This window comes from Nocardia sp. BSTN01 (assembly GCF_015354405.1).
Taxonomy (GTDB): Bacteria; Actinomycetota; Actinomycetes; order Mycobacteriales; family Mycobacteriaceae; genus Nocardia.
Window position 1 is genome coordinate 83,182 of sequence record NZ_JADKYP010000003.1, and the last position, 16,915, is coordinate 100,096.

Consider the following 16,915-nt stretch of genomic DNA (forward strand, 5'->3'; position numbering starts at 1 on the left):
GAGCGGGTGGTCCGGATTTCTCCGGACCACCCGCCACCAAGCCAGTGCACCACCGACGCTAGGGCACGTCGGCGTTTTCGCGGATCTCCCGCAACCGCACCATCGACCGCTCGATTTCGGTGAGACGCCGTTCGCGGCTCTCCGGCGAATTGATCGCCGCCGCCTCCTCGGCCGCGCGCAGCGATTCGTCCACCGACCGCAGCGTCTGGTCCGCCAGATCGGTGAAGTGGTCGCGCAGCATGCGCTGCATGGCGCGCAGCCGGTGCCGCGATTCCTTGCCGACCTGGAAGATCACATCGTCCATCAGACGGGCGACCGCCACCTTGGCCTCGGACTGGCGCCGATCCCGGCGCAGCTTGCGGTCCTCCCACAGCGCGTTGATACCCAGCAGGGCGGCGGCCGCGCCCGAATACCAGTTCACCAGCGGCATTTTCAGCAAGCTGGTGAGCAGACCGACCATGAGCAGACCACCGTAGGAACCGCGCATCACGTTCAGCAGCGACGAGGTGAAACTCACCTTGGCGGTGTCGAGCGGCTCCAGCGAGGCCACGGGTTCGAGCACGTCGCCCGGATCCTCGAGCCGCAGATCGGGCAGCGGCACATCGCGCGAGTCGGCGGGGAATTTCGCGGTCACCTGCTCAGCCAGTTCCACCGCGCGATAGTGCGCGACGACGAAATTCTCCTCGACCGCCTCACAGATCCGAGAGTCCAGATCGGCGCCGAATTCGTCCCAGCTGCGGGCCGGATCACGCTTGGTGATCTCCGATTCGGCGTGGCGGACCAGACTGCGCAACCGGTGCCGCAGATCGTGTTCGATATCGGCCATCAGTTCCGAACAGCCGTCGGCGAGGGTGACCTGCCAGTTGGCGCTGCGGTGGCGCAGATCGGCGGCCTCGGCGCGCGCGGTGCGCAATTGATCGGTGATCGCGGTGTAGCGCCGCGGATCACGCAGGGTTTCGGCCTCACTGCGCAAGGCCAGCCCCAGATGGTCGGTGATGGTGCGGATATCGCGCAGCGCCGCTTCCCGCGCGACCGCGTCGGCGCGGGCGAGGACGTATCCGCGCAGATGGTCGATCAGTTGCGGCACACCGGATTCGATATCGCGGCGGTGATCGTTACCGGCCCGCAGATGCAGGTCGGCGGAGATCGGGGCGACCGCGAAACCCAGGCCGGCGGCGTCGAGCAGATCGCGGTTGCGCTGCTGCACCCGGCCCCAATGGCCGTAGCGATCGATCTTGTTGAGCACGCACACCACGGTCGGGCATACCTGCCGAATCCGCTGCAGCAGGGCGATCTGCTCGGCGGTGTATTCGGCGGCCGCGTCGCTGACGTAGAGCACGGCGTCGGCCGCCGCGATCAGCGACCAGGTGGTCGGCGCGTCGGCGGGGGCGCCGGGCGCGTCCATCACCACGAAGCCCTCGGCCAGCAGCGGGCTCGGGTCGGTGAACTCGGCCCGGATCACGCCGGCCGCGCTCAGGGCCGGGCCGGGGTTCAGCGGGTCGACGGGCTGGCGTTCGGTGCGGCCGCCGGGCAGCGAGCGCACCAGTGTGGCCGTCGCCTCCGGACCGTATTCGGCGATCACCGGAACGCTGACCTGACTGCCGGTCGCGCTCACCGCGCTGCCCACCAGACCGTTGACCAGCGTGCTCATCCCGTTCTTGGGTTCGCCGACGACCACCAGCCGCACCCGCGGGTCGGCCACCCGAGCCCGGGACATCCCCAGTCGTGCGGTCAGGTCGGCCCGCCCCGCGGCCCGGGTCAGGTCGAGCAGTTCGTCGAGCTGCGCGAGCAGCGGCGCCATCTCGTCGGGATGTTTGGCACCCGGCGACTCCACCGCCGTCACAGCGGAAGCACGTGGAAATCGACGGGATGGTCCACCGGGTGCTGCGTCTCGGCGAAGGTGGTCTCGTGCAGACCGCCGGACAGTCCGGCGGCGGACACGGTCGCCAGGCCGTGGCCGGAATCCGACCACAGCGACGTGTCGTACGAATCCGTCACGGCCGCAACCGGTTTCACCGGAACGTGCGCGTTCGGCGCGGGATCGATGGTGGTCGGTGGTTTGATCACGGTCGGCGGCTCCACAGGTGCGGTGTGCTGCGCGGTCGGCACGGTCGGTTCATGTGTCGGAATGGTCTGGTCGTGACTCGGCGACATCGACTGTTGCGTCGGAACCTGTTGCGTCGGAACCGAATCCGGTTCATGGGTCGGCAGCTGGGAACCGTGCGTCGGTGCGGTCGAATCGTCGGCGTTGCCGGACGCGGAGGTATCCGTGCCCGAGGAGGTGTCCGGCGCATGCGTCGCGCTATGTCCCGGGGTCGACGCGTCCGCGCCGGCGGAGGTCGACGGCCCGGATTCGCTGTCGGTACCGGACGGCGTCGTACCGGGGGTGCGGGTGGGATGACCGGAATCGGTGTCGCGGGGCACCGTCACAGTCGGCGTGGGCCGGTCGGTGGCATCGTGATCGGCCGAATCCCTGCCGGTCGACGTACCCGGACGAGTGGTGGTGTGCTCACCGCCGGGCGTGGTCCCCGGCGCGTGCGAGGTGCTCGGCACGGCCGGCGTCTTCGTCGCATCGGTGTCGTGGGTCGTGGTGGTGCCGTGCGACGTGGTGGTCGGCGTGTGGGTGGCGCTCCGCCCGGCGCCGTCCGACGGATCGTTCGCACCGCCGCTCGGCAGTCCGGCATCGGTATGGCGGGGCCGGTCGTCGAAGAGCGCCGGAACGGCCACCGCGGGTGCGGTCAGCGGGGAGGGTCCCGCATGCGTGGTGATCACATTCGCGATCGGGTGGGTGGCGGCCTCGGGCTGAATCGTGGTCTGCAGCGGCGTCGCCGAGACCGGTTGGACGAATGCCGACGCCGCAGCGGGCGCGACCGGAGCCGGTGCCGCGACGACCGGTGCGGTCGAAACCGGTTGCGGTGCCGCGACATTCGTCACAGGCGCGGACCCCTGAGCGGTGGAGAACGACGTCGGGCCGGGCGCGGCCGATGCCGCCATCGGTCCGGGCTGCGGCGCGAACGCCGGCGATCCGGATGCCGCCGCGCCGGGTCCGTTCGTCGCGGCGCCGACAGGTCCCGCCGCGGAAGCAGGATGCGCCGCGCCCGACTGTGCGGCCGATGCGGTCGCCCCGGGTGCGGGGACAGCCATGCCGTCGGCGGAGGTACCCGCAGCGCGGGTGACATCGGCGACCGGGCCGACGCTCTGCCCTGCCGCAGCCGTGGCGTCGGGTTGCGTGGGGAAGCCGGGAAATTGGTGCGTGCTATTGCCCAGCCAGTTGCCGTAGTCGTCGAGTTGATGGCCGACGTCCCCCACGGCGAAGTTGACCTTCGTCTCGGTCGTGACCCAGATGCCGTCGAAGCCGATGTGGGCGTCCACCTTCATCTCGGTGCCCAGGAAGATCCCCGGACCACCACCGTCCCCGACTCCGTCGAAGGCGCCGGTGTGTCCGTGCTGAAGTCCATCGTCGGCCCCGAAACCGTCGGAGCCGAAACCACCGGCGCCGAGACCGTTCATACCCGGCAGGTGCAGACCGTTGGTGCCGGGCAGTCCGAGGCCGTGGCCGAGCAGCGGCGTAGTCGGATGCGGGTCGGCACCCGACAGGTCGGAGTCGTCGCGCTGCTCGTCGGTCGTGCGGGCGGCACCGGGCAGGTCGAGTCCGCCCGCACTCGACCCCGGACCCGAATCCTCGGCGCCGAAGCCGAACGGAGCATTCGAGGTGTGCAATCCGGGCATCGAAAATCCCTGCCCGCCACCGAATTCCGGTGAATCGAAGACACCGTTGCCGCCGAACCCGTGGTTCGATTCGGGGAACGGGAAATAGGAGTCGGGCGATTCGCCGCCGGTCGTCCCGGGGAACTCACCGAACGTCAGCGGCGACTGATCGCCCTGGGGGACCTGCAGGCCCGGAAACGCATCCGTGCCGTGTTGTTCGGGCAGCGCGAGTCCCGGTGCCGGTGCGGCGGGGGCGTGCGGCGTGAAAGTCCCGAGATCCGGCGGGACGGAGTCCGGCGACGGATCCGGATAGGTCACCACCGGGCTCGGCACATCGGGATGCGGATCGGCGGTGGACCAGCCGGTGATGTGGCTGTTGTGCGATTCGTTCTCCGGCGCGGGCGACCCGTTGGAGGCGATCAGCGCACCGCCGGTGACGTACGCACCGGCCCGAGCCACCCGCGCGACACCGGTCGCCACGCGATATGCGGCATCGTTCGCATGATCGCCCGCGTCCGCATCATCGTCGAAGGGCAGCTCACGCGTCATACAAACTCCGCTCTCAGCGTTCGGCTGGCGAAACCGAACGGGGTGTTACCGAATCCGGGTCTTTTTACACCTTATTTCCGGAAAACTTGACTGTCACATCCTTCAGGTTTCTTTCAGGTGGACAGATGACGGGTCACAGCGGCATCTTCAGAGCTTGCCACCGGAGGCCGTCTCCGGAAAGCCCCAAGATCAACCGGCCACCGACTCGGTCAACGGTCCAACTGATCTCACGGAACCTTGAAGACTACCTCTTCGGCTTGTCCGACGACGAATCGGTGGAGAGCGCGGCCACGAAGGCCTCCTGCGGAACATCGACCCGGCCGATGGTCTTCATCCGCTTCTTACCCTCCTTCTGCTTCTCGAGCAGCTTGCGCTTGCGCGAGATGTCGCCGCCGTAGCACTTGGCCAGCACATCCTTGCGGATCGCGCGGATGTTCTCGCGCGCGATGACCTTCGAGCCGATGGCCGCCTGGATCGGCACCTCGAACTGCTGCCGCGGAATGAGTTCGCGCAGTTTGGTGGTCATCTTGTGGCCGTAGGCCTGGGCCGCGTCCTTGTGCACGATGGCCGAGAACGCGTCGACAGCCTCGCCCTGCAACAGGATGTCGACCTTGACCAGCGCGGCCTCCTGCTCGCCCGCCTCCTCGTAATCCAGCGAGGCGTAGCCGCGTGTGCGCGACTTCAGCGAATCGAAGAAATCGAAGATGATCTCCGCCATCGGCAGCGTGTACCGCATCTCGACCCGGGTCTCGGACAGATAGTCCATGCCGAGCAGTTCACCGCGGCGCGACTGGCACAGCTCCATGATGGTGCCGACGAACTCGCTCGGCGCGATGATCGTGCACTTGGTCACCGGTTCGAAGATCTGGCGCACCTTGCCCTCGGGCCAGAACGACGGGTTGGTGACGACCTGTTCGGTGCCGTCCTCCATGATCACGCGATAGATCACGTTGGGCGCGGTCGAGATCAGGTCGAGGTTGAATTCGCGCTGCAACCGCTCCCGGGTGATCTCCATGTGCAGCAGTCCGAGGAAGCCACAGCGGAAACCGAAGCCCAGCGCGACCGAGGTCTCCGGGACGTAGGTGAGCGCGGCATCGTTGAGCTGCAATTTGTCCAGCGCGTCACGAAGATCCGGATAGTCGGAACCGTCGACCGGATAGAGGCCGGAGTAGACCATCGGACGCGGCTCGCGATAGCCGGTCAGCGCGTCGGTGGCGCCCTCGCGGGCGGTGGTGACGGTGTCACCGACCTTCGACTGACGAACGTCCTTCACACCGGTGATGAGATAACCCACCTCCCCCACACCGAGGCCCTGGGTGGGCTTGGGTTCGGGCGAGACGATGCCGATCTCCAGCAGCTCGTGGGTGGCGCCGGTGGACATCATCTTGATCTTCTGGCGCGGGGTGAGCCTGCCGTCCACCACGCGCACGTAGGTGACGACACCGCGGTAGGTGTCGTACACCGAGTCGAAGATCAGCGCGCGGGCCGGAGCATCACCCTCGCCGACCGGCGGCGGGACCGTCTCGATCACCTTGTTGAGCAGTTCGGGCACGCCGACGCCGGTCTTACCGGATACGCGCAGCACGTCCTCGGGCTCGCAGCCGACGATATGGGCGAGTTCGGCGGCGTAACGGTCCGGATCGGCCGCCGGCAGGTCGATCTTGTTCAGCACCGGGATGACCTCGAGATCCTTGTCCAGTGCCAGATACAGGTTGGCCAGCGTCTGCGCCTCGATGCCCTGGGCGGCGTCCACCAGCAGGATCGCACCCTCACACGCCTCGAGCGCCCGCGAGACCTCGTAAGTGAAGTCGACGTGACCAGGCGTGTCGATCAGGTGCAGGACGTAGTCCGTGCCGTCGACATTCCAGGGCAGCCGCACATTCTGGGCCTTGATGGTGATACCTCGCTCGCGCTCGATATCCATCCGGTCCAGGTACTGCGCACGCATCTGCCGTTCCTCGACCACCCCGGTCAACTGCAGCATGCGGTCGGCCAGCGTGGACTTGCCGTGGTCGATATGCGCGATGATGCAGAAGTTCCGGATCCGCGAGGGATCGGTGAACGTCGTGTCGGCAAACGTGCTGATGGGACACTCCTACCCGTGAACAAGTCGATAAGTCGCCATGCGGCAGTCTACGTGCGCATACCCGGTGGTCGTGCACGCACCGGCGGGCCGGCATCGGCGGCAACGACGCAGTTCCCGGGGCCGACGGCCTCGGTGTGAGCGGCGGCACACCCGATTCACCGCCCGGCACAAGCGAATCCGACACCGGATGAGCCGAGCGCGGTTCGCCGTTAAGCTCTGCCGATATGGCCAGCACATGGAGCTCTCTGGGCAAGCAGTTGGGGACCATCGCCAAGGAGCAGGGGCCCAGGATCGTCAAGAAGCAGGCGCCGAAACTCGTCGACCGGATGCAGCGCACCTCGATGTGGGATCGCGCCCTCGGCGGCCGTCGAAAGGACACGGTCGCGGCGCGGCCCAAGGACACGGTCGCGGTGCGGCCGGCGGCCTCGACTCCGGTCCCCACCCGCGAACGTGCGCGCCAGATCGTCTACTGCCCCCATCTCGACGGCCGCGCCGATCCGGGCGAGATCGTGTGGACCTGGGTGCCGTTCGAGGAGGATCCGGCCAACGGCAAGGATCGCCCGGTGCTGGTCGTGGGCCGCGAACGCAAGACCTTGCTGGGTCTGATGCTGTCGTCGAACCCGGCCCGTGGCGCCGAACACAACTGGATCGGAATCGGCTCGGGTCCATGGGATTACGAGGGGCGCGACAGCTGGGTCCGGCTGGATCGGGTCCTCGATGTGCCCGAGGCCGGCATCCGGCGCGAGGGGGCTATCCTTCCGCGCAAGACCTTCGATCTCGTCGCCCACCGGCTGTGCGCGGAGTACCACTGGGGGTGAGCAGCCCGGCAACCGGCGCGCTGACCGGGCGGGGGCACAGCGATTTCACTTCACACCACCCCAGCTGGTAACCTCGATCGTCGGCGCGGCGCTACCTGTTTCCATGTAGTGCGCCCAGAGACTTTTCACGAATATCAAGAGCACATCAACTGACGAGAAGGAATCAGAGGAACAGGCGTGGCCAACATCAAGTCCCAGATGAAGCGGATCCGCACCAACGAGGCGGCGCGGGTGCGCAACCAGTCGGTGAAGTCCGCGCTGCGCACCTCGATCCGCAAGTTCCGCGAGGCCGCCGCGGCGGGCGAGAAGGACAAGGCGCTCGAGCTGATGCGTTCGGCGAGCCGCAGCCTGGACAAGGCCGCCTCGAAGGGCGTCATCCACGCCAACCAGGCCGCCAACAAGAAGTCCGCCCTCTCGCTGGCTCTCAACAAGCTGGGCTGATCTCCCGGGTTCCGGCCGGACCGGAACCGACGCGGCATGTTCTGCCGCACAACAGCATTCGCAACGCCGCCGTGGCAGAGGATCTGCATCGCAGATGACCACGGCGGCTTTTGTCGTTGATCCCCGTCGGCTACCGTTGTCCGGGTGTGGGGTGGGGAGATTCGCAGAAGTACGGGCCTTGTTCTCGCGGTAGCGGCGGTATCGAGCGCGCTGTCGTCCGGATGCGGACAGTCGGTACCGGTCGGGCGACCGGTCGCCGCCGCGCAGTCGGCGCCGGCGTCGGCCGCATCCGGCACCGAATCGGCCGGCATGCCCAAGGCCGCCGCCGTCGGCGCGATCGAACATCTCGATTCCGCGAGCAACCCGGACTGGATGGGCGCGCTGCCCGACAGCACCCCGCTCAGCGCGATGTCCGTCCCCGGCACTCACGACACCCTGTCGATCCACGGCGGTCAGGCCGGACCGGCTGTGGTCACCCAGGAGAAGTTCGATACCGGGTGCACGGAGCCTACCTGTGCGTCGGAACGGACCGCGAGCACCCAGCTCGAGGCCGGTATCCGGGCGCTCGACATCCGTGTCCGGCGCGACGAGGCCGGCAACCTCGGCATACAGCACGGCAGCTTCTATCAGCAGGCCGGGCTCGACGACGTGCTGCGGGTCGCCGAACAATTCCTGGACCGGCACCCGCGCGAGACGATCCTGGTACGGGTGAAGGCCGAATGCACGAACGAGGACAAGACCTTCCAGTGCGAGGACGCGGGTGGGCTACCGCCCGACCCCCCATTGCTGGACCGGTACCTGAACGCGCACCCTCGGGTGTGGCGACCGGCGGCGACCGGTCCCGTCGCGATTCCCCGGCTGGGTGACGTGCGCGGCACCATCGTCGTCATCCGCGCCGACGGGATCGACGACCGGGGCGTGCCGATCGACGCGCAGGATCTGTGGGACAAACCCACTCGCGAGGACAAGTGGGCGGCCGCCGCCACCCACCTCGCGCAGGCCCCGAACGTCGGCACCCGGGCATTGTCGATGGACTTCCTGTCGGCCTCCGGCGTGCCCGACCCGGCGAAATTTCCCCACCGCTACGCCGAATACGAGAACCAGCACGCACTCGACTACCTCCGCTCCCGGCCGGGCGCGGCGACCGGGGTCGTGATGGCCGACTTCCCGGGCCCCGCACTCATCGGCGAGATCATCGCGCACAACCACCGCTGACTCCGGCCGCACCCTCGGGGTCGGTCGATGCGGCGCGGCGAGCAATCACCACGCGGGGCCGGTCGGCGCCTCGCCCGCTCGGCCCGGTATGTCGGCCCGCGCCTCAGTGCCCGGCGGCGTGCAGGTCCAGGATGTCGGCCAGGGCGTGTTCGAGCGCGTAATCCGTATCGGCCGCACCGCCTTTGACGTCGGCGTTGAGTGCGGCCACCACCTGCAGGGCGCTGCCGATGGTGGCGGCGGTCCAGCCGCGGGCCTGCGTCTGCGCCTTCTTCACCTTCCAGGGCGGCATGCCGAGCTGGGAGGCCAGCGCGAACGGGTCGCCGCGACCGGCGGACCCGACCCTCGCGATGGTGTGCACGGAGTCGGCGAGCGCGTCGGCGAGCAGAACGGCCGGGACGCCGCGATCGGTCGCCCAGCGCAACGCCTCCATGGCCGCGGAGCGGTCACCGGCGACCGCCAGATCGGCGACCTCGAATCCGGTGACCTCGGCGCGACCGGAGTAGTACCGGCGCACCGCGTCGACATCCACCTTGCCGCCGGTATCGGCGGCCAGCTGGGAACAGGCCGCGGCCAGCTCGCGCAGATCGGACCCGATGGCCTCCACCACCGCCTGCACCACATCACCCGAGACGCGGACGCCGGCTGTGCGGAATTCGTTGCGTACGAATTCGTTTCGCTCGTTCGCCTTGCTGATCTTGGCGCAGGTGTGCACCTCGGCGCCCTGCTTCTGCAGTGCCGGCGCCAGCGCCTTGGCCCGGCCGCCGCCCGAGTGCAGGACCACGAGCACGACTCCCTCGGGCAGATCGCCGGCGGCCGCGGTGACCAGCGCCACCGCATCCTTCCCGGCCTCCGCGGCGGCCTCGAGCACGATCACCCGATCCTCCGCGAACAGCGAGGGGCTCAGCAGTTCGGCCAGTTCGGCGGAGCTGGCATCGCCCGCCCGCAGCCGATCCACCGGCATCGCGTCGGGATCGTTGGTCGCGGCCCGCGCCTGCCCCACGATCGAGGCGACCGCCCGTTCGATGAGCAGTTCCTCCTCACCGAGTACCAGATGTAAGGCAGCCAGGTGATCGGTCACGGCACGATTCTACGGGTGGCCGGTGACAGGTTCACCGACCCGTCGCCGGGTGCCGGTGGCGGCGCCGGACCCGCGGGCGTGCGGGTGTGGCGCGCGCCCAGGCGCCCGAGCACCGCGACACCGCCCCTGACGAGCGCCCCGGCCAGTACCGCACCCCGCACTCCGGCGGGCATCGGCAACGAAATGCCCAGTGCCGCCGCGTGTTCGGCGACGAAGAGCAGCCACCACATCGGCGGCTCGGCCAGGTTCAGCACCCAGATCGCCGCCGGTTGCCAGCAGCAGGACAGGGCGGCCGCGCCGACCCCGAGCAGCGTGATCGGTGCGACGACGGGTTCGACCAGCACATTCGCCACGATCGCCACCCCGCTCACATGTCCGGTGAGTGCGGCGATGATCGGCGTGGTGACCGCGAAGGCGGCCGCCGCGACACCGAACGCCTCGGCCGCCAGTGCGGGCCAGCCGCGGTGTTCGAGCCACTGCGACCAGCTCGGCGCCAGCAGGATCAGGCCCGCGGTCGCCAGCACGGAGAGGGCGAAGCCGATATCGACCGCCAGCTGCGGTGAGAGCGCGATCAACACGATCACCGCGGCACACAGGGCCGGCAGCGCCTGTTTCCGGCGTCCCGTCACCATCGCCAGCACCGCGATCGCGCCCATCACCGCCGCCCGCAGTACCGACGGCGACGGCCGCGCCAGCACGACGAATCCGATGAGCGCCAGCGCGGCGAGTACCGCACCCCAGCGCGGGTCGAGCGTCAGAGCCCGGGCCGCGAGCAGCACACCGGCGAGCACGATGGAGACGTTCGTCCCGGACACGGCGACCAGATGCGTGAGATCGACGGCCCGGAAGTCCTCGCGGACGTGATCCGGCAGTCCGGAGATATCCCCGTCGATCAGCCCCGGTAGCACTCCGGCAGCGTCCGGTGGCAATGCGCGTTCGGCCGCCTCGGACAGATTCCCCCGCACCGCCGCGGCCACCGACTGCCACCACGGCCGGGTCCCGACCCGGATCGGCGGTCCCTGCGCCCGCAGCACGGCGACCGTCAGATCCCGTCGCCACGGATGATCGAGCCGAGCCCGGACGGTGACGTGCTGCCCCGGCACCAGATCCGACCAGACCCGCTCCGGCATGATCACCGTCACCGCCGCGTCGCCGTGTACGGATGTTGCGCCGTAACGGAATTCGCGAACCGTCGCGCGCATCGTCCATTGCCGTCCACCGAAGGAGTGGGCCGGGAGGGGTTTCGGATCTCCGGCCACCATTTCGGCCGTCACCACACTGCCCGCCGCCAGCCGCCCGAGGGGATGGGCGCTCACCCGGTAGGCCTGCCACGACGCCGCCACCCCGAACCCCGCGGATGCCAGCAGCGCGGCCAGCACCACCCACCATGCCGCTCGATGCGGAGCACGGAATCTGCTCCGTGCCAGAACGATTCCCGTTCCGGCCAGCGAGAGTCCCAGCCCCGCGCACACCCACGTCCCGGCTCGCCACCCCAGCGTGATCCCCGCGATGGTCACGCCCCAGCACCCCAGCGCGGCGGGAAGCAGCCGCGCGTCCAACGCAGCGCCACCCGCCACGACCGTCACATGTTCGACGCCGCCGCGGCCGGATTTCGCGACGTGTTCGTGCCGGAGCCGAGCGTGCGTCGATTCGCCGCGGTTCACAGGGTGACCTGGTCGCGGAGGCGGTTGAGCTTGGCGGGGCCGATGCCGGTGACTTCGGCGAGTTGGTCGATGCTGGTGAAGCGGCCGTGCCGGTTGCGCCAGCCGATGATGGCCGCGGCGGTGGTGGGGCCCACCCCGGTGAGGGAGTCGAGATCCTGTTCCGTGGCCGTGTTGAGGTTGATCTTGTGCCCCGGCGGGGAGGCGGCGCCCGACGTCGCGGCGGTATGCGAGGCGCCCGGAACGACCATGCTGCCGAGGCGCGCCCCGCTCGCGGGACCCGGCTCGCCGACGACGATCTGGTCACCGTCGGCGAGCCGCTGGGCGAGATTCAGCCCGGCGAGGTCCGCACCTTCCCGCGCGCCGGCCACCGCGACGGCGTCGGCGACCCGTGTTCCGGGTGCGAGATGCAGCAGGCCCGGATGTTCGACCAACCCGATGACGCTGACCACCAGATCGCCCCCGGGAGCCGGCGACGGCGTCGCCCGGCCGGGCGGATCGGACCGCACGGCCAGTCCCGGGCCGTCCACCGGCGCCGGGAACGCCGAGGTCTCGGCGGCGTCTGTGCGCACCGCCGGTAGCGGCCCCACCGGTGCTGCCACCGGATCGTCTCGATGCGCGGCGACCGCCGCCACGATCACCGCCGCCACGCCGGCACCGGCCAGCACCCACACTCCTTTGCGCCCCGGATCCACGCGAACACCCCGGAATCGCTCCGGAACCAGCCGCTGCCAGATCGTCACCGATCCCACCGGTTCGCTGAGCCACTGCGGAATTCGCGGACTCTCCGGCGCCTCGGCGAACGTCACCGCCGCGCCGGTCGCCGCGAGACCTTCGTTCCGGTCCCGACCGTCACCGTCGGGTCGGTCGGGGGCTCCCGCGCTCCCGGGATGCGCCGCGGCATTGTCGCGTCTCTGCCGGATACGGCTCGGCGAATACGGCCAAGTCCCGTCGTGGTCGCCGGACCGCACACCGGCAGCGGCTTCGTCCAGGCCGGCATCCACACCCGCCTGCGTTGCGACCATGGTTCGGCCGCCGTCGGAGCCGCTCACCGGCCCGGTGGGCGGACCCGGTTCGCCACCGCGCAAGCCGAAATCCCGGCTCCCGGAGGGGCTGCCCGAGGGGTCACCGCGCTGTCCGGCCGAGTCCGCGGGTGACCGGGCGAGGTCCCACAGCCCGTCGTTGGTCGGATTACCCGGCCCAGGAGCCAGGGTGCCTAGCGTTGCCGGCCTGGGTGATACGTCGTGCAGTCGCTGCCGCAGTAGTGTCCGATCCTCGTGTCGCGCCATGACGGTGACCGTATGTGCGCGGCAGACCGTGACTCGGAGCGCGAACTGGGGTTTCGGAATGTCTGGGGACAACTGCTGAGCTGTGGACAACCTCCGGCGCGGCGACGGAGTTCGTCGGCCGGCGATGGTAGGCGCTCAGCCGCAGCCGCCGGGGACCACCAGAACGCCGACCGCCCCGGTGCCCACGTGCACGCCGAGTGTGGGGCCGAATTCGGCGGTCACGAGCTCGCGCATACCGGGGATGAGTTCGCCGAGCTGTCCGGCGATGGTGGCCGCCGCGGAGGCGGCACCCAGATGCTGCACGGCCACCGCCGCCCCGTCGTCACCGGCCGCATCGACCGCTGCCGCAACGAGTTTCGCGTACGCCTTGGACCGGGTGCGCGCCTTCTCCCGCAGCTCCAGTTTGCCGTCGACGATCTGGAGTATCGGCTTGGTCACCAGTTCGGTGCCGAAGAACATGGCCGCGGTGCTGAGCCGCCCGCCGCGCCGCAGCTGCTCGGTCCGATTGACGACGATGAACGTGCGCGATCGCCCGGCGGCGGCGACCGCGGTGTCGTAGACGACGTCCAGCGTCGCGCCCGACCGCGCGCGACGAGCGGCGGCGAGGACGGGCAGCCCCGTGCCCAGGCCCGCGCTCAGTGAATCCACCAGTCGCACCCGGTCGGCGGCATCCATATCCTGCACGGCCTGGCGACCGGCTTCCCAGGTCGCCGACAGCTGTCGCGAAATATGCACGGCCACCACACCGTCGCCCGCACTGAGTTCCAGAGCGCGCTCGTAGGCGGCACGCAATTCACCCGGAGAGGCGGACGAGGTCGTCACCGTGGACGTGCCGTAATCGATGTCGCAGTCGTCGACACCCTCGGCGATCGCCCGATCGTCGACCAGCACATGCAGCGGCACCACCACGATGCCCAATTCCGATACCAGTGCGGCGGGTATGCTCGCCGCCGAATCCGTGACCACCACGACCGTCATCGGCTATCCGAACCGATTCATGCACCGGCCTCGACCGAACGCGCCTCCGACAGCACCTTCACCATGGCTCGCGCGACCGCCGCATGCCCCTCCCAGCCCCAGTGGATCCCGTCCGGATTCGCCTCGCCCGAGAAGATGTCGTCGCGCACGGCCTCACCCAGATCCACCAGCGGCACACCGGTTTTCGCCGACCACTCCTGCAGCGCGCGCACCGCGGGGGCACGCCCGGAGTGCACCCTGCCGTAGGCCTCGCAGTCGTGGACGGAGGGCAGCACCGAGACCACCGGCAGATCGGGCCGCAACTGGGCCAGCGCGTGCCGTGACTGTTCCAGGTAGTCGATGCTCACGTGCGGCGGAAGTGCCACGGGGCGACCGAGTTTCGACAGCCGCGGTTGCAGCCACTGATATCCGGTGCGCACCTGCCGGCGCAGCACCGGCGGGCGCAGATACCGGATCATTTCGCGCAGCGCCGTGGGCAGCGGCGAGGGCAGCGTGTCCATGCCGCCCGTGGCCAGGACCACCGCTCCCGCGCGCGGCACCGCGGCCCATACGCGTGGATCGCCGATGAGCGCCCAGTAGGCGTCGCGGCAGGTCCAGCCGATCCGCGCCACCAACTCGACGTCCCAATCGAGTTCCGCGGCAACGAGATTCGGCCAGATGCGCGGATCGTCGGCGGGCAGCCCGCCCTTCGGCCCGAAGTACGACAGCGAATCCGCGATCACGACCAGAACAGGGCGCGCCGAAGCCTCGGGTGTGCCGGCCGCATCGCCGATGCTCGGCTGCGCATCCGCGGAGACCGCGTCGTCGATTCCCGATACGGCGTCGACGGCCGCGCTCGACACGGTCGGCTCGCCGGGAGTCGCCGCGCCGGAACCGGCGTCGGACTTCCGGTGCACGTCGTCGCCACCGGCTACGGTCGCATCCCCGGATACGGCGTCCGTAGCGGTGGCAGGTGTCGTCTCGGAACCGCCGGGCACGCTGTCTTCCCGCGCGTCCTCGGCCGGTTCCGCAGTCTCCTCTGCCGTCGTGGGCACATCCGCGAGAACGGCCGGCGGACCTGTCGATCCCCCGTCGTCGTCCGCATCACCCGGCTCGGAGGCGGCGTCGGATTCCCCGGCCGGTTCGACCGGCGCGACCGGACCGCCGAACAGGGCGTCCGGCAGCCGCCGGACGGGCCCTTCGGATGCCTTGCGCAACAGTTCGTCGGATACCTGCCGGACCGGTTCGTCCCGGTCGTCGGAGGAGCGTTCAGAGGACATCAGGTGCTACCTTCGCCGCCGCATTCCACACATCCAGCCGCCAACCCGGCTGCTCGATGCCCGGACCGTGGCTGCTCAGCTGCACCCAGCTGGTATTGGCCAATCCGCCCAGGATCGGCCATTTGTGCTCGGGCAGTTCCAGCAGCGCGGCGGTCAGGGCCGCGATCAGCCCGCCGTGCGCGACCAGGATGATGGTACGGCCGGGCCAGTCCGCACGCTCGGCGAACAGCTCGCGAACCACCGGCAGCGCCCGCGCGCCGACCTCGAGTTTGCTCTCCCCGCCCGGCGGAGTGACCGTGGGATCGAGCCGCCATGCCTTGCGCGCGCCCGGATACCGCGCGTCGACCTCGAGGTGGTCGAGACCTTCCCAGTCGCCGAGGCTGGTCTCCCGCAGCCGTGCATCCCGCACGACCTCGAGTCCACTGTGTTCGGCCAGTGCGAGTGCGGTGTCGTAGGCGCGGCGCAGATCGGAGGACACGATCGCGACGGCGTCCTGGGAAACCAGCTCGCGCGCAGCGTCTTTCGCCTGACTTCGACCCAATTCGCTGAGCTCGGTGTCGATCTGGCCCTGCATGCGGTCGGCGGCATTCCATTCCGTCTGCCCGTGTCGCAGCAGGATCAGCCGGCGCACGCCCGGATATTTCGACGCCCGCGAACCCACCGCCGGCGCAACACCTTCGGACGCGTCGCTCACATCGGAGTCGACGGCACGTTCCCCGGACACCTCGGGTTCACGCGCGGTCCCCCCTTCGGGCCCGCGGTTCACTCGGGGTCCCCGCTCCCACTCGCGGGAGCCTGCGCGGGCGCCTCGAGACCAGGCACCTCGACCTGTGGGCAGTCCTTCCACAACCGTTCCAGCGCATAGAAATTGCGCTCGTCGCTGTGCTGGATGTGCACCACGACATCGACGTAGTCCAGCAGCACCCACCGACCTTCGCGAGTGCCCTCGCGGCGGACCGGCTTGTGCCCGGCGAGACGCAACTTCTCCTCGACGTTGTCGACGATCGCGTTGACCTGACGCTCGTTCGGCGCGGAGGCGATGACGAAGCAGTCGGTGATCACCAGCTGATCGGAGACATCGAGGACGACGACGTCGGTCGCCAGCTTCTCGTCGGCGGCCCGCGCGGCGACCTGCGCCATCTCCACCGCCTGTGCCGATGCCGTCATTGGCTCACCTTCCCGTTCCCTCCCGGCACGTACAGGTGCCGTTTCGATATGTATTGCACGACGCCGTCGGGAACGAGGTACCACACCGGGCGCCCCTCGGCGGCACGGCGACGGCATTCGCTCGACGAGATCGCCAGGGCCGGGATCTCGATGACGGTGACCGCATCGGCCGGCTGATTTCGCAGATGTCCCTCGAGGTGGTCGACATTCAATTCGTACCCCGGACGGCTCACCCCGACGAACTTCGCCAGCTCGAACAGTTCCGCCCAATCCTGCCATGTCAGGATGCTGGCCAGCGCGTCCGCACCCGTGATGAAGTACAGATCCGCGTCCGGATGTTGATTCTGCAGGTCACGAAGGGTGTCGACGGTGTAGGTGGCCTTCTCCCGGTCGATGTCGGCACGACTGACCGAGAACCGCGGATTGGACGCGGTGGCGATGACCGTCATCAGATAGCGGTCCTCCGCCGGCGAAACCTGCCGCGTGGACTTCTGCCACGGCTGCCCGGTGGGTACGAAGATCACTTCATCGAGGTCGAAGCGGTTGGCGACCTCACTGGCGGCAACCAGGTGCCCGTGATGGATCGGATCGAACGTACCGCCCATCACGCCCAGTTTGCGCCGGCCTGTGTTTTGCACGAATGCCGAGCTTACTGGGCGGGCTCGG

General features: G+C 69.3%; 14 protein-coding genes. 3 read left to right on the top strand and 11 right to left on the bottom strand.

Annotated elements, in window-relative coordinates; all coding sequences use genetic code 11:
• Positions 1-58: 58 nt before the first annotated feature.
• The 3 genes from IRT45_RS03850 to lepA form a co-directional block, all read right to left on the bottom strand.
• Positions 59-1,843, bottom strand: coding sequence for a hypothetical protein (locus tag IRT45_RS03850; RefSeq protein WP_309240786.1), 1,785 nt, complete (start codon positions 1,841-1,843; stop codon positions 59-61).
• The gene (locus tag IRT45_RS03855) at positions 1,840-4,257 is read right to left on the bottom strand and encodes a hypothetical protein (RefSeq protein WP_194804493.1); all 2,418 of its coding nucleotides are present in this window, start codon (positions 4,255-4,257) and stop codon (positions 1,840-1,842) included. Before IRT45_RS03855 ends, IRT45_RS03850 begins: the two co-directional genes overlap by 4 nt.
• A gap of 244 nt (positions 4,258-4,501) precedes the next feature.
• Positions 4,502-6,343 (bottom strand): translation elongation factor 4, encoded by a 1,842-nt coding sequence (lepA, locus tag IRT45_RS03860; RefSeq protein WP_194804695.1) that lies wholly within the window; start codon positions 6,341-6,343, stop codon positions 4,502-4,504.
• A 224-nt stretch (positions 6,344-6,567) separates the two neighbouring features.
• Here lepA and IRT45_RS03865 point away from each other — a divergent pair, with 224 nt between their 5' ends.
• The 3 genes from IRT45_RS03865 (at position 6,568) to IRT45_RS03875 (ending at position 8,817) form a co-directional block, all read left to right on the top strand.
• The gene (locus tag IRT45_RS03865; protein WP_194804494.1) at positions 6,568-7,161 is read left to right on the top strand and encodes a type II toxin-antitoxin system PemK/MazF family toxin; all 594 of its coding nucleotides are present in this window, start codon (positions 6,568-6,570) and stop codon (positions 7,159-7,161) included.
• Positions 7,162-7,338: 177 nt separating this feature from the next.
• Complete coding sequence (rpsT, locus tag IRT45_RS03870; RefSeq protein WP_030512822.1) at positions 7,339-7,602, top strand: 30S ribosomal protein S20; 264 nt, start codon at positions 7,339-7,341, stop codon at positions 7,600-7,602.
• 144 nt (positions 7,603-7,746) lie between these two features.
• Positions 7,747-8,817, top strand: coding sequence for a phosphatidylinositol-specific phospholipase C domain-containing protein (locus IRT45_RS03875; protein ID WP_194804495.1), 1,071 nt, complete (start codon positions 7,747-7,749; stop codon positions 8,815-8,817).
• Between the two features lie 103 nt (positions 8,818-8,920).
• On the opposite strand, the gene holA is transcribed toward IRT45_RS03875, so the two are convergent.
• The 8 genes from holA to nadD form a co-directional block, all read right to left on the bottom strand.
• Complete coding sequence (holA, locus tag IRT45_RS03880) at positions 8,921-9,895, bottom strand: DNA polymerase III subunit delta (protein ID WP_194804496.1); 975 nt, start codon at positions 9,893-9,895, stop codon at positions 8,921-8,923.
• Positions 9,892-11,559, bottom strand: coding sequence for a ComEC/Rec2 family competence protein (locus IRT45_RS03885; protein WP_309240787.1), 1,668 nt, complete (start codon positions 11,557-11,559; stop codon positions 9,892-9,894). The genes holA and IRT45_RS03885 overlap by 4 nt, the downstream gene beginning before the upstream one ends.
• A complete protein-coding gene (locus tag IRT45_RS03890) occupies positions 11,556-12,845 on the bottom strand; it encodes a ComEA family DNA-binding protein (protein ID WP_228533528.1) in 1,290 nt (429 codons plus the stop codon). Before IRT45_RS03890 ends, IRT45_RS03885 begins: the two co-directional genes overlap by 4 nt.
• 135 nt (positions 12,846-12,980) lie before the next feature.
• On the bottom strand, positions 12,981-13,823 hold the full coding sequence (locus IRT45_RS03895; protein WP_194804497.1) for a DegV family protein: 843 nt from the start codon (positions 13,821-13,823) through the stop codon (positions 12,981-12,983).
• A gap of 17 nt (positions 13,824-13,840) precedes the next feature.
• Entirely contained in the window at positions 13,841-14,596 is a 756-nt protein-coding gene (gene octT / locus IRT45_RS03900) for a diglucosylglycerate octanoyltransferase (RefSeq protein ID WP_309240801.1), read from the bottom strand.
• A 475-nt stretch (positions 14,597-15,071) separates the two neighbouring features.
• The gene (locus IRT45_RS03905) at positions 15,072-15,743 is read right to left on the bottom strand and encodes a histidine phosphatase family protein (protein ID WP_309240802.1); all 672 of its coding nucleotides are present in this window, start codon (positions 15,741-15,743) and stop codon (positions 15,072-15,074) included.
• Between the two features lie 101 nt (positions 15,744-15,844).
• Positions 15,845-16,249 (bottom strand): ribosome silencing factor, encoded by a 405-nt coding sequence (rsfS, locus tag IRT45_RS03910; protein ID WP_194804498.1) that lies wholly within the window; start codon positions 16,247-16,249, stop codon positions 15,845-15,847.
• Entirely contained in the window at positions 16,246-16,887 is a 642-nt protein-coding gene (gene nadD, locus IRT45_RS03915; RefSeq protein WP_194804499.1) for a nicotinate-nucleotide adenylyltransferase, read from the bottom strand. The genes rsfS and nadD overlap by 4 nt, the downstream gene beginning before the upstream one ends.
• Positions 16,888-16,915 lie beyond the last annotated feature (28 nt).